Below are 13,771 nucleotides of genomic sequence, written 5' to 3' on the forward strand. Positions count from 1 at the left end.
TGTAATAGCTCCAGAACCCGGACAAACCCCATGTCAACGCCGCCGATACTGGAACACATGGCTCGCGTGCTGCTGATCGAGGACGACCCGGCCGTCAGGGACGGGCTGACGCTCGCGCTGAAGGGCAGGGAGCACGAGGTCGAGGCGGCGGCATCCGGCGAAGAAGGGCTGGACCGGCTGGCCGGGTTCGCCGCGGACGTGGTCGTGCTCGACCTCATGCTGCCCGGCATCGACGGGTTCGAGGTCTGCCGCCGGATCCGGGCGGGCGCCGCCACCTCGATCATCATGCTGAGCGCGCGGGGCGACGACTTCGACGTGGTCGGCGGGCTGGAGGCGGGGGCCGACGACTACGTGGTCAAGCCGGTGCGCCCGCAGGTGCTCGAGGCCAGGATCCGGGCGGTGCTGCGCCGTACCGAGAGTGTGTCCTCGCCCGTCGAGACCTACGGGACGCTCTGCGTGGACCGCTCCTCCCTGACCGTGAGCCGATGCGGGACGCCGGTCGCGCTGCCGCCGATGGAGCTGCGGCTGCTGCTGTATCTGTCGGCCGCCTCCGGGCAGGTGTTCAGCAGGCAGCAGCTCCTGGAGTCGGTGTGGGAGCACGACTACCTGGGCGACTCACGGCTGGTGGACGCCTGCGTCCAGCGGCTGCGCGCCAAGATCGAGGATGTGCCGGCCGAGCCTCGGTACGTGCAGACCGTGCGCGGGTTCGGCTACCGCTTCGGGCCGATATGACGTGGCTGCGGGGGTTGCGGGCCCGGCTGGTGATCACTTTTGTGCTCGTCGGCGGGCTGAGCGCGGTGGGCGCCGCCGGGCTCACCTATCTCAAGGCGCGCGACAACCTGCTGTCCGGGGTGCAGAACCGGCTCCTGGACGACTTCAGGAACCGGGTGCTGCTGCTCTCGCGCGACGTCCCGCTGCCCGCCGACGACAACGAGCTCGAGCTGCTGGCCGAGGACCTCGAAGTGGGCGACCGCGAGGTGTACGTGGTCAGGGACGGCGGCATCCCCAGCGACGCCCGCATCACCGCCGAACTGCGCCGGACGGTCTCCGGCCGGGAGGAGCTCGCCTGGCAGCGGGTGACCCGTGACGGCGTGCCGTACCTCGTGGGCGGCAGCAGGGTCATGTTCCGCGCGGGCGGGCAACCATCCGGGATCACCGTCTACCTCGTCGAGTCGCTCGCCCAGGCCGCCGACGACGAGGCCGCGGTGCTGCGCGCGGCGCAGGCCGCGGCCCTGCCCGTGGTGCTGCTGGCGGTGCTGGCCGGGCTGCTGGCCGCGCGCGGCGTGCTGCGCCCGGTCGCCGACCTGGACCGGGCCGCCCGCCGCCTGGGCGAGGGACGGCTGGAGACCCGGCTGCCCGTGCGCGGCGGCGACGAGCTGGCCAGGCTGGCCGGCCGCTTCAACGAGACCGCCGCCGCCCTGGAGCACTCGGTCGGCGAGCTGCGCGAGATGGAGGCCAGGTCACGGCGGTTCGTGGCGGACGTCTCCCACGAGCTGCGCACCCCGCTGACCGCCGCCACCGCCGTCACCGACGTCCTCGAAACCGGCGCCGACCGGCTCGACCCCGACACCGGAGCCGCCGCCCGCCTGGTCACCGCCGAGGTCGCCCGGCTCACGAAACTCGTGGACGACCTGATGGAGATCTCCCGCTTCGACGCCGGCGCCGCCGTGCTCAACCTCAACCACGTGGACGCCGGCGCCGCCGTCGCCGCCTGCCTGCGCTCGCGCGGCTGGACCGACGAGGTCACAACCGACCTGCCTCCGGACATCCGCGTCCCCGTCGACCCGCGCCGCCTGGACGTTATTGTCGCCAACCTCGTCGGCAACGCGCTGCGCCACGGCGCCCCGCCGGTCACGGTACGGCTGCGCGCCGACGCCGCGACCGTCACCGTCGAGGTCGCCGACCACGGCCCCGGCCTGCCCGCCGACGTCCTGCCGCACGTCTTCGAACGCTTCTACAAGGCCGACGCCGCCCGCGCCCGCTCCGAAGGCAGCGGCCTCGGCCTGGCCATCGCCCGCGAGAACGCCCTGCTGCACGGCGGCGACATCACCGTGGCCCCCGGCCCCGGCGCCGTCTTCACCTTCACCCTGCCGAGGTGCCGCCGATGAGAGGCCGCCCCCTCGCCCTCCTTCTCATCCTGTGTACGGCCTGCGGAGTCGGACCCACGGGCGTGGTCGGCGCCGGTGAACCGGCTCGCGGCTTCACCCAGGGCACCCGGCTGTACTTCGTGCTGCAGGGCGAGCTCGCCTCGGCCGGCCGCCCCGAGGGCCCGCTGAATGCCGCGGAAGCGGTCGAACTGCTGAGAGACGGACCCACCGCGAAGGAACGCGAGCGCGAGCTCGGCACCCTCCTGCCCAAGAACCTCTCCGTCCGGGTGACCGACGACGGCTTCACGCTGGACAAGGGCATGCCCATGCTGGTCGGCGGCAAGTGGCTGCCCCCGGTCTCGCGCCTGCCGCGGCTGGCGACCGGCCAGCTCGTCTGCACGATCGCCGAGGCCACCGCGGCCAAGCGCGGCCTGCCCGTGGCCGCCGTGCGGGTGACCGTACCCGAGAAGGGCGCGGTCGGCTGCGACGACTACCGCTGAGCCGGACGCGGGATCAGGGGCGCGAGCCCCACAGCGCCTTGCCGGACGCCGTGTAGACCACCACGTTGCCGTCGTCCTGAACCTGGAGGAACGCGCCCGGGTTGCCGGCGGTCTTGGTGCCCCACAGCGGCTTCTCGTCCCGGGTGTAGACGACGAAGTTGCCGTCGTTCTGCATGACCGCGAACGCGCCCGGGTTGCCGGCCGTCTTCGTGCTCCAGAGGGCGCTGTCCTTGTGCTGCAGGACGAGGTTGCCGTCCTCCTGCATGACCAGGAGGTAGGCGCGCTTCGGCGAACGCACGTAGTCGCCCGGCTCCAGCCGGCGGTCGGCGTTCAGCCTGGCGAACGACGCCTTGCGCTCCCAGAGCGCCGCCCCGTCCCTGCTGTAGATCACCAGGTTGCCGTCGTCCTGGACGGCGAGCGCCGCGCCCGGGGCGTCGTCGGTGCCCGAGGACCACAGCCCCTTCTTGGCGGCGCTGTAGACCACGAGGTTGCCGTCGTTCTGCATGACCGCCGAGGCCCCCTTGTTCCCGGCGGTACCGCTGGACCACAGCCCCTTCTTGGCGCCGTTGTAGAGCACGAGGTTGCCGTCGGCCTGCATGGACAGCAGGTACTGCCCGCTCGCCGAGCGGCGGGTCTGCCCGGCGGTGAGGGTCTGGCCAGGGCGCAGCCAGTTGTTCGCCTGGACCTGGACCTCAACGGCCGTGGCCGACGCCGCCACCGGCACCGGCGACAGGGCCAAGAAGGCGCCGATCGTGAAAACGGCGAGGTTCTTCATGGAGAACTCCGAGTTCGAGGATGGTCATGCCGAAAACCCCGAGGGTGGCAGCGCCGCCTCTCGTTTCCCTGTCGTCACCCTGGCGCGGTCCCTTCACAGCAGGTCCAGGGTCTGGGTCTCGCCCAGCCGGCACCCCGTCTCGCGGTGGATCTCCAGGGCGAGCTTGGCCTGCCGTACCCCCTCGGCGCGATCACCGGCGGCCAGCGCGATGCGGGCGAGCGCGGTGCGGGCCCGGCCTTCCTGGACCCGGAAGGAACGCTCGCGGGAGAGCAGGAGGGCCTCCTCGGCGCGTGCCGTCGCCTCGGCGCCGTCGATCACGCCCGCCAGCGTGTTGAGGGCGGCGGCCTTGGTGTACGGGTTGCCCCGGCCGACCACCTCCACCGCCTGCCGCAGGCACGTCGCGGCCTCCTCCCGGCGGCCGGTGACCTGGTAGACCCGCCCCAGGGCCACGAGCGCGAGCGTGCGGCCGAAGTGGTCGTCGACGCCGGGGCCGGGCAGCGCCGCGACGGCCGAGCCGAGCGCCTCGTCGTAGCGGCCGAGGTCGCACAGCAGCTCACTGAACCCGGCCAGGTAATGGGAGGCCAGGGAAGGGTCGGGAGTCCGCTCGAGGTCGGCGCGCACTCCGGTCAGATGCTCGTACGCCTCGTCGAAGCGGCCCATCAGGTGGCAGATCAGGCCCAGGTTGTAGCGGGCGTTGGCATGCCGCCCGGTGGGGATCTCCAGGACCTCGGAGAAGTGCTCGTAGGCCGCGTCCAGGCGGCCGAGCTGGGCGTACACCACGCCGAGGTTGGCGTGCTTGACCGCCAGCCGCGCCTGCCTGCCGCCGCGGACGTCCAGCTCCATGCCCTCCTCCAGCCAGTGCGCGGCCTCGGCCAGCCGGCCGTGCCGCAGGTGGTCGCCGGCCAGGTTGCCGCGCACGGTGGACTGGCCGTCCGCCCATCCGGCCGCCCCGGCCAGCGCGAGGGCCCGCGTGTACAGCGCGTTCGCCTCGGGCTGCTCGCAGTAGGCGTGCGCGTCGGCCAGCGCGAGCAGCGCCGCCGCCAGGCCGAGGGTGTCGCCGTCCGCCTCGGCCGCGGCGACGGCCGCCTGCCCGCAGGCGTGCCAGTCGCTCGTGGTGCGGACCGTCCAGAAGTAGCCGCGCAGGGCGTCGGTCAGCAGCCACGCCGACGCCCGGGGCCCGGACCGCGCCGCCTCGACGACGGCGGCGACGAGGTTGCGATGCTCATCGGCCAGCCATCCCACCGCCGCGCTCGGCCCGTCGAACGTCACGGACACCTCCCCGGTACGGCCGGCCGCAGGCAACCGGGCTCGGTGGGGATGGGTGTGCTCGACGGCGCCCAGCACACCGTGCAGGTACCACGCGTGCAACCGCTCCCTCGCCGCCCTCCCGTCCTCCACGTGCTCGGCCTTCTCCGCCGCGTACAACCGGAGCAGGTCGTGGAAGCGATAGCGGGACGGCGCGTGCCGATCGATCAGATGCGCCCCGGCCAGCGCGGCGAGCCGCCGCCTGGCCTCCTCCGCCGGGCAGTCGGCGAGGGCGGCGGCGGCCTCGGCGGTGAAGTCCGCGCCCGGCACGAGGCCGAGCAGCCGGAACATGGCACGCTCGCCGGCCGGCAGCGCCGCATACGACAGGTCGAAGGCTCCGCGCACGGCGGCCTGGTCGTCGCCGTCGACCCGCAGGGCGGCCAGCCGGTTGCCTTCGCGCAGCTCGGCGACGTACCCGGCGACGCTCTGGAAGCGGTCCAGGGTGAGGTTGGCCACCGCGATCCGCAGGGCCAGCGGCAGGTGGGCGCACAGCCGCCCGAGCTCGGCCGTCGCCTCGGGCTCCGCGCGGGTCCGCTCCTCGCCGAGGATCGAGGTGAGCAGGGCGGCCGACTCCTCCGGCGAGAACACGCCGAGCGTCACGTGCAGGGTGTCGCCGTGCAGGGACAGGCCGCGCAGCTGGTCCCGGCTGGTGATCAGCACCAGGCAGCCGGAGCCGGGCAGGAGCGGGCGCACCTGGGCCACGTCGCGGGCGTTGTCCAGGACCATCAGCACCCGCCGGTCGGCTAGCACGCTGCGCAGGAGCGCCGAGCGGGCGTCGAGTGCGGCCGGGACGCGCTGGGCGGGCACGCCGAGGCCCTGGAGCAGGGCCTCCAGCGCGGCGGCGGGCTCGACGGGGCCCTCCACGCCGAATCCGCGCAGGTTCACATACAGCTGCCCGTCGGGGAAGCGGCCGCGGGTCCGGCGGCCCCAGTGAACGGCCAGCGCGGTCTTGCCGACGCCCGCCGTACCGGTGATGACGGCGACCCTGGCCGGCCGGTCCGCGTGGTCGCCGTCCGGCGTCAGCAGGCCGTCCAGGGTGCGCAGTTCGGCGGCCCGGCCGGTGAACGCCGCGATGCCGGACGGCAGCTGCCGCGGCTCCACGGCCCGATCGCCGGGCTCGGCCCGCGGCATCAGCCGCGGCTCGCCGACGAGGATGGACTGGTGCAGGTCGCGCAGTTCCTCCCCCGGGTCGATGCCCAGCTCCTCGCGTAACAGCCCGGCGATCGTGTGGAACGCCTGCAACGCCTCCGCCTGCCGTCCCGACCGGTAGAGCGCGAGCATGAGCTGGGCCCAGAGCCGTTCCCTGAGGGGGTGCGCGCCGGTGGCGGTACGCAGGTCGGCCACGATCCGCTCGTGCCGGCCGGCCTCGAGGCCGAGCTGGAGCCAGCGTTCCAGCGCCTGGAGCCGCTCCTCGCCGAGGCGGGCGGCGTGGTCGCGGTGCAGCGCGGCCGACGGCACGTCCGCCAGCGCGGGCCCGCGCCACAGGCCGAGCGCCTCCTGGAGCAGGGCCTCCTCCTCGTCCTTGCCCGGCGCCCGCCCGGCCCGGCGCACGAGGGCGTGGAAGCGGGTGACGTCCACCTCGTCGTCGCCGGCCCGGATCAGGTACCCGTCCTGGTCGGTGTGGATGAGCCCGTCGCCGAGGACCTGCCGCAGCCGGGCGATGTGCGTGTGCAGCGCCGCCCGGGAGTCGCGCGGGGTGTCGCCCTCCCACAGGTACTGGATCAGCTGGTCCGCCGGCACGTGCCGGTTGGCCTGCAGCAGGAGCGCGGCCAGGGCCACGCGCTGCTTGGCCGCCGGGACGGGGATGGGCCGCCCCGCTCGCACCACCATCACCGGGCCCAGGATGCCGAAGCTGCTCGGTGCCAAGTCCGCTCCCGTCATGACGACCGCTGGGGAACCACTGGAATACTAAAGTCCAGTGAAATGGAGGGCGAAATGTCGGCACTTGAGATTTCCCTGCTACGCCATCCCCTTTCCGTCCCTGCCGATGACGTGGCCGAGCTCGTGAACCGGGTCTACCGGGAGGCCGAGCGCGGGCTGTGGCAGGACGACATCCCCCGCACCACCCCGGCGGAGCTGACCGACCTGGTCGCCGCCGGGGAGATCGCGGCCGCCCGCGACGCCGGGGAGATCGTCGGCGTGGTCCGCGTCCAGCGGCTGCGCGACGGGGTCGGCGAGTTCGCCATGCTCGCCTGCGACCCCGCCTACCGGGGCAAGGGGGTCGGCAGCGCGCTGGTGGCCTTCGCCGAGGAGCACAGCGCGCGCAACGGATGCCACACCATGCAGCTCGAACTGCTCACCCCGACCGGCTGGACGCATCCCGGCAAGGAGTTCCTGCGGACGTGGTATTCGCGGATCGGTTACACGCCTGTCCGCGTGGCCGCATTTTCCGATGATTATCCTGAACTTGCGCCACATATCGCCACGCCGTGTGAGTACACGATTTATCACAAGAAGCTGTTGGATTAAGGGCAGGGAGGCAGGTAGGTGACGCTGGGGAAGTGCCGCTGCCATTCGGCCGGGGTGATGCGCGGGTAGGCGAGCCGGCAGATCCGCTCGGCCAGCCGTACCGTGTCGGTGTCCCAGAGCAGTGCCATGCGGTCGTAACCGCCGGTGGCGAGGGTGTGCCCGTCTGAGCTGAAGGCGACCGAGGTGACCCGGTCGGCGTGCGCCTCCAGCGTGGCCACCTCCCGGGGATGCCTGGGGTCGGAGATGTCCCACAGGCGGGTGGTGCGGTCGTTGCCCGCGGTGGCCAGCGTGCGGCCGTCCGGGCTGAAGGCGACCATGTTGACGCTGCCGGAGTGGCTGGTCAGGGTGGCCAGCGGCCGGGCGCGGGCGGGGTCGCCGACGTCCCAGAGCCGGGCGGTGTCGTCGAAGCTCGCGGTGGCCATGACGTTGCCCCGGGGGCTTAGGGCGAGCGCGTTGATGCCGTCGCGGTGGCCGATGAGAGTGGCGATCAGGGCGGGGTTTCCCGGGTCGGCGAGGCTCCAGAGCCGGGCGTGGTGATCCCATCCCGCGGTGGCCAGGGTGCGGCCGTCGGGGCTGAAGGCGACCGTGTTGACGCCTTCGGTGTCGGCGACGAACCTGCCCAGATCACGGGGGTTGCGCGGGTCGCGGATGTCGACCATGCGGACGGTGTCGTCGACGCTGGCCGTGGCCAGCGTGCGGCCGTCCGGGCTGAAGGCGGCCGCGTTGACGTTGCCGCTGTGGCCGGTGACCGTCGCGAGCGCGCCGGTGCGGTCCCACAGGCGTACGGTGTGGTCGTGGGAGGAGGTGGCGATCATGCGCCCGTCCGGGCTGAACGCCACGCCCCAGACCGCGGCGTCGTGACCGGTCAGCATCGTGCTGGGACGGCCCGGGTGCGCCAGGTCCCAGAGGCGCAGGACACGATCCTCGCCCACGGTCGCCAGCGTGCGGCCGTCGGGGCTGAACGCCAGCCAGTACACGCTCGCCTGCCGGGTCAGCGCGGACCCCGGCAGGTCCCAGAGCCGGATCGTGTAGTCGTCGCCGGCGCTGACCAGCGTGCGGCCGTCCGGGCTGAAGACGGCCGACACCGCGTTGCCGGTGTGCCCGGTCAGTTCCCGCATCGACCGGGGGCTGCGTGGGTCGGTGACGTCGGTGAGCCGGACGGTGTCGTCGAGGCTGGCGGTGGCCAGCGTGCGGCCGTCCGGGCTGAAGGCGGCGCTCCGGACCACGTCCCGATGCTTGCGGATCGTGGCCGTCAGGCGGCCGCCGGGCTCCCAGAGCCGGGTCGTCCCGTCGTTGCTCGCGGTGGCCAGAAGGCGCCCGTCCGGCCGGAACGCCACCCAGGCCACCGGCCCGCGGTGCCCGGTCAGCCTTCGGGACGGGCCGTCGCCGCCGGGGTCCCACAGCACCGCCGTACCGTCGAAGCTCCCGCTCGCCAGAGTCCGCCCGTCCGGGCTGAACGCCACGGTCACGACCGCGTCCGTGTGCCCGGTGAGGGAGGTCGTGAGCCGGTGCTCCGCCACGTCCCACACCCGCACGACGCGGTCGGTGGAGGCGGTGGCCAGGAGACGGCCGTCCGGGCTGAAGGCGACCGCGTTCACGTGGTCGCCGTGGGGCAGTACGGCAAGCTCCCTGGGCCGGTCGGGATCGGTGACGTCCCACAGCCGCGCGGTGTCGTCCCAGCTCGCGGTCGCGGCCATGCGGCCGTCGGAGCTGAAGGCGGCGCCGTTCACGTTCTCGGCGTGCCCGGCGAGCGTGCCGAGCCGGCGGGGCCGGTGCGGATCGCCGAGGTCCCACAGCTGTGCCGTCTTGTCCCTGCTGGCGCTGAGCAGGAGGCGCCCGTCGGGGCTGATGGCGGCCGTGTTGACCCGGTTGGCGTGGCCGGTGATCATGGTCGCGTACGGCTTGGCGAACACCTCGAGCAGGCCGTTGCGCGCGTCGTCGGTCGGCGCCAGCCGGTAGGCGGCCAGGCTGAGCTGCGCCGCCAGCGCCGGGTTGACCTCGCGCAGCTTGCCCGCCTCCGCCGCGACCTTCTGGGAGAGCGCGAGGTCGCGTTGCTCGGTGATCCGCTCCTCGGCCCGGTAGGCGTGGATCGTGGTCATCGTCGTGAGAATCAGCAGCGCCGCCAGCAGCACCGTGAGCGAGCGCAACCGGCGGGCCCGGCGCCGGGCGGCGGCCTGGTCCCTGGCCGCGGCGGCGACGCCGGCCTCCAGGAAGGCGCGCTCCCGCGGCGACAGCAGCGAGTCGTGCCCGGCCGCCCACTCCCGGGCGACGGCCAGGCGGGTGCCGCGGTGGAGCGCGGCGGCGTCCCCGCCCTCCAGCTCCCACGCCTCGGCCGCCTGGGTGATCTGGCGGTGCACGCGCAGCCCCTCCCGGTCCTCCGCCAGCCATTCCCGCAGCCTGGGCCACGACCGGATGAGCGCCTCGTGGGCGATCTCGGCGGTGTCGTCGTGGAGGGTGACGAGCCGGGCGGCGGCCAGTTCCTCGAGTACGGCGCCGGCCTCGGGGACGCCGAGTTCGTCGCGGGTGACGCGGCGCTTGGTGTCCTCGGTGCCCTCGCCCAGGGCGGTGAGCCGGAGGAAGATCTGGCGGGCCAGCGCCCGGCGGCTCTCGCTCAGCGCCTCGTAGACGGCCTCCGAGGTCTGGGCGACGGCCCGTTCGATGCCTCCGGTGGACTCGTATCCGGCCAGGGTGAGCGTGTTGCCCCGGCGGCGGCGCCAGGTCTCCAGCAGCGCGTGGGAGATCAGCGGCAGCACGCCCGGCTGGCCGGTGGCGTCCGCGATCAGCCGGGAGACCAGCGCGGTCTCGACCCGGTAGCCCCGGTCGAGTGCGGGCTGGGTGATCGCCCGGTGGAGCTCCTCGGTGGTCATCGGCCCGACCAGCACCTGTGCTTCCTGCAGGACCGCCGCGAGCGCCGGGTGCTGGGCGCAGTGGCTGTAGAAGTCGGTCCGCACGCCGATCACGACCTTGGTGCGGCTGCCGGGGTCGGTGGCCGCGCACACCAGCGCGTCGATGAACCCGGCCCGTTCCGCCTGGTCCCGGCAGAGGGTGAAGACCTCCTCGAACTGGTCCACGACGAGGACGACGTCGGTGGGCGAGCCCAGCTTGGCGACGAGCTGGCGGGTGGCCAGGCCGAGGTTGCTCGGGTCCTCGGTGAACTCCCTGAGCAGCCCGGCGGGCGTGAGGTCGAGGCGGGCGGCGAGGGTGACCGCGCATTCGCGCAGCGGGTGGGGTCCCGGCGTGAGCACCAGGGCCGGATGGCCGGCGACCGCCGGGAGCAGGCCCGCGCGTAACAACGACGACTTCCCCGACCCGGACGCGCCGAGCACGGCGAGAAACCGATGCTCGGCGAGCCCTTCCACGACCCTTTCCACGAGGCGTTCTCGGCCGAAGAACCGGTCGCCGTCCTTCGCCTCGAATCCGGTGAGGCCGAGATACGGCGCCTGGTCGTCGGGCTGATCCTGGACCGGGGCCAGTTCCTCGGCGACGGTGTGCCAGCGGGCGGTCCATTCGGCGGCGTCGCCGTCGCACGCCTTCACGTAGGCCAGCGTCACGGCCAAACTCGGGAGTTTACGACCGCCGGCGGCTTCTGAAAGGGTGCCCGCCGAATAATGCGCGCGCCTGGCGAGTTCGCGATATGACGGCGCTCCTGCCTCGTCCCGCAACTTGCGCAGATCCGCCGCCAGCCGCAGGAGTGCGTCGTCACCCGCCTCCAGCGGCCGCTCCTGACGAGGCATCCATGTTCCCCTTTTCGGACCGGGACCGAAGGGGCTTCATTGTTCAGTGGTTGTTGTTCGGTGTCCAGCGGGTGAGACCGAACGATAACGCGGGCCCTATAACACCGTATTAGGGGCGGGCGCAGGACCTGTGCGAACGGGGGCCGGGTCGTGCTCCTGCCCATGCTGCCGCCACAAAACGTGAGCGGCTTTCGCCACCGCTAAACAAAAGCCGCCTCGCTCGGAGCCTGCACAAAAATGCCGGAAATATCCTGATATATCGGTGCAGAATCCGCCTACGGAAAGAGATCGCAAAGCGGATCACGCGCGGCCGCGCCCGCGGTCTACAGTTGCGTCCGTGGCCCCCCAGCCATACCTGGATGGCACCTTGCCGCCAGCGGGGAGCCCGGTGTCGCCGCCGGACCTGGAAAATGCCTTCCTCAGGTCCGGCACGACGTCCCGGGCTCCCTACTTCACACTCTCCAGGTCGTCGCCGGTCCACAGGTACGTCACCATGACCCAGTCATTGGTGGTCATACCCAGGTCATCCCAGTAGAGCTCGTCGGCCAGGTCGATGCCCGCCGGATTACGCACCCTGCGAGAACGATCGTCCCTTCCCTGGTTGTATCGGGAAAGATAAGCCGCCTGCGCCTGGGGAGTTCCCTTGGGCAGATCCGCCCACATCTGCCGGACCGGGCCCTCGTTCCAATAGTCATCGCGAATGTTCCACGGGCCCACATCCCAGATGGGCGCGATGACGCATCTGTTCGTGACCGGGTAGCAGATCTTGACCTCGTACGACTTGTCGTAGGTGTTCGCGTTGAGCGCCCGCCGGGAAGGCAGCGCCACGAAGCGGTCGGCGGTGCCGATGCGGTGGCCGTTCGCGGTCTTGTCGCCGATCTGGCCGATACGGGTGGCGAACACCCGCGTGGTCACCGGCGGCGTCACCGGCTCGCCCTTCTTCGCCGGCGGGGCGGTATTCGCCTCGTCGTGGGGCGGATCCGGCGCCTGCAACCGCAGGCCGAGCACCTCCGGCCCCTGTCCCGGGCCGCGCTGCACCAGTGTGATCCGCGCCTGCAGCCGGACCGCGGACGCCGGGAGCACGATCTCGGGGCTCTCCGGCATGGCCTCACGCCACTCCGTCCACCGCGAGGAGGCGGTCTGGCCGCGCAGCTCCAGCATGACCTCGCTACCGGGCGGCGTCCTGGCCAGCATGATCGGCCGGACGTGGCGCATGGGAGCCTGGGTACCGAGGGCCGCGGTGACGTAGAAGCCCTGGTGTTCGGTGTCCTTGCCGACGTCTTGCCGCGCTTGCGGGCTGAGCCGGATTCCGCGTTCCGTGTGGTCGATGTTGTATTGGCTCGCGCCCGCCGCGGTGAGGTCCACGGCCAGGCTCTGCGTTTCCGTCGCGGCTATCGCCGTGCCGGGCGGCAGCAGCCAGTAAACAGCCATGACCACCGCGGTCGTCGTTTTTCCCATTGCCCGAGCCAGTTGGTACATCGACCCGCTCCCCTGCTTACCCATATCCCGGCCTCATGCAATAATTCGGCCGTTTAACTCCTGACGGCTAATACCCCGTCATGTCCGAGCCTTATTGCACGAAACGGTATGGGTGTTGCCACGAGATGGGCGTCTCCGGCATAAGATTCAGGGGAAAATCATCACATGCGCACACTTCTTGCGCGATAGGCCCTAAGGGCTGATATGCCGTGGGATTCCGGGGCGGACGATGCCGGGCCGTACACACTGATCTCAGCGGGGAACGGGCGTCAGTGAAGCGGGCACCTTCACTGACGTCCCGGAACTACGTGTTCTTCAACCACCGGCGGAATCCGCCGGCGGCGCTCCCAGGTGTGTCACGGCGACTCGGCCACGGCAGGGGGCCGCGGCTTGTGGTTCGCGCCTGACGAGGGCACCACTCGTCGGACGGGTGCGGTTCAACGCCGCATGACACGACCCCGAGCAGTGAAGGCGGAGATCTCGGCCTCGGGAGCCGGCGCCCCTCCTTCAGTACTCAGTCTCAGGTGGTCAAGGGGTCAGGCCCTTGACCGCTTCGGCCGACTGGTCGGTGGAGTGAAGCGTGTTGCTCAGCGCCGCGGGCGCGCCCTTCGACTCGACGACCGGCGTCGAGGTGAGGGAGTTATCGACGAGCGGGGCGATCCCGTCGATCGGAACATCCGGCACCTCTTCCCCCTCCTCGTCGCCGACGCCGGCGCGCATCGGCTCGGTCATCTGCTGATCGCCCAGGATCGGCGCCAGCTCGCTGGCCACGGCCTCGGGCAGAGCCGCCGAGGTGGCCGCGTGCGGGCCGCTCAGCAGATCGTGCGCGGAGACGGCCGTCAGGTTCTCCGACATCGACTGGGCCATGAAGGCCATGTAGTCGGTGTCGTAGTCCAGCCGCTCGGTGATCTGCGGCATGGCGGCGGCCGTCAGCGGCTCCAGCGACGGGGAGTGCACGATCCGGTCCGTGCGGGTGGCCACGGCGCCGAACACGCCGGGCAGCGGGTCCGACTCGTGGTCCAGGCCGACGATCTCGCGCCCGTTCAGCAGGCCGAAGTTCATCGGGGCCGACTCCGCGCCGGTCAGCGGGCCGCCGGTGGTGCGCGGCTCGATGCCGGCGGTACCGGCCGCCTGGCCCAGGGGCAGGCCCTGGCGGAAGGTTCCCTGCGGCAGAACGCGGGCGGCGCCGTCCAGGGACTGGCCCGTGCCGTCCACGGAACTGGTGATCCCGTCCAGCGGGTTCTTGCTCTGGGTGATCTCGGTGAGCGGGCTGGTGACCGCCATCAGCGGGTTCTGGCCCTGTCCGCCGAGCAGAGTGTTACCGCCGCCCCCACCCAGCAGGTCGCTGAGCGGGTCGGTTCCGCCTACCCTGGCGGCCTGCGCCAGAGCGGGTCCGGCCAGCGCTGCTGCCATCCCCAGACA

General features: G+C 72.2%; 9 protein-coding genes. 4 read left to right on the top strand and 5 right to left on the bottom strand.

The window, feature by feature from the left end; all coding sequences use genetic code 11:
• Positions 1–57: 57 nt before the first annotated feature.
• From FVE25_RS34965 to FVE25_RS34975, 3 genes are read left to right on the top strand one after another with little or no spacing between them, the layout of a single operon-like run.
• Complete coding sequence (locus FVE25_RS34965) at positions 58–732, top strand: response regulator transcription factor (RefSeq protein WP_157251457.1); 675 nt, start codon at positions 58–60, stop codon at positions 730–732.
• Positions 729–2,108, top strand: a complete 1,380-nt coding sequence (locus tag FVE25_RS34970) for a sensor histidine kinase (RefSeq protein ID WP_157251459.1) — start codon at positions 729–731, stop codon at positions 2,106–2,108. The genes FVE25_RS34965 and FVE25_RS34970 overlap by 4 nt, the downstream gene beginning before the upstream one ends.
• Positions 2,105–2,587, top strand: coding sequence for a GerMN domain-containing protein (locus tag FVE25_RS34975; RefSeq protein WP_157251460.1), 483 nt, complete (start codon positions 2,105–2,107; stop codon positions 2,585–2,587). Before FVE25_RS34970 ends, FVE25_RS34975 begins: the two co-directional genes overlap by 4 nt.
• Positions 2,588–2,600: 13 nt before the next feature.
• Here FVE25_RS34975 and FVE25_RS34980 read toward each other — a convergent pair whose 3' ends face one another.
• Positions 2,601–3,362 carry a curculin domain-containing protein gene (locus FVE25_RS34980; RefSeq protein ID WP_157251461.1) on the bottom strand — a complete coding sequence of 254 codons (762 nt, stop codon included), beginning with the start codon at positions 3,360–3,362 and terminating at the stop codon, positions 2,601–2,603.
• Positions 3,363–3,455: 93 nt separating this feature from the next.
• Entirely contained in the window at positions 3,456–6,533 is a 3,078-nt protein-coding gene (locus tag FVE25_RS34985) for an AfsR/SARP family transcriptional regulator (RefSeq protein WP_181019804.1), read from the bottom strand.
• Between the two features lie 69 nt (positions 6,534–6,602).
• On the opposite strand from FVE25_RS34985, the gene FVE25_RS34990 reads away from it, so the two are divergent.
• Positions 6,603–7,136 carry a GNAT family N-acetyltransferase gene (locus FVE25_RS34990; protein WP_157251463.1) on the top strand — a complete coding sequence of 178 codons (534 nt, stop codon included), beginning with the start codon at positions 6,603–6,605 and terminating at the stop codon, positions 7,134–7,136.
• Here the strand turns inward: FVE25_RS34990 and FVE25_RS34995 are convergent.
• From FVE25_RS34995 to FVE25_RS35005, 3 genes are all read right to left on the bottom strand, one after another.
• Entirely contained in the window at positions 7,133–10,870 is a 3,738-nt protein-coding gene (locus tag FVE25_RS34995) for an nSTAND1 domain-containing NTPase (RefSeq protein ID WP_157251465.1), read from the bottom strand. The two genes, FVE25_RS34990 and FVE25_RS34995, sit on opposite strands and share 4 nt — an antisense overlap.
• Before the next feature lie 447 nt (positions 10,871–11,317).
• Complete coding sequence (locus FVE25_RS35000) at positions 11,318–12,301, bottom strand: hypothetical protein (protein WP_157251467.1); 984 nt, start codon at positions 12,299–12,301, stop codon at positions 11,318–11,320.
• Between the two features lie 576 nt (positions 12,302–12,877).
• Positions 12,878–13,762: a hypothetical protein gene (locus FVE25_RS35005; protein WP_157251469.1), complete on the bottom strand. Its 885-nt coding sequence runs from the start codon at positions 13,760–13,762 to the stop codon at positions 12,878–12,880.
• Between the last annotated feature and the right edge of the window lie 9 nt (positions 13,763–13,771).

This window comes from Nonomuraea typhae (assembly GCF_009760925.1).
Classification (GTDB): domain Bacteria; phylum Actinomycetota; class Actinomycetes; order Streptosporangiales; family Streptosporangiaceae; genus Nonomuraea; species Nonomuraea typhae.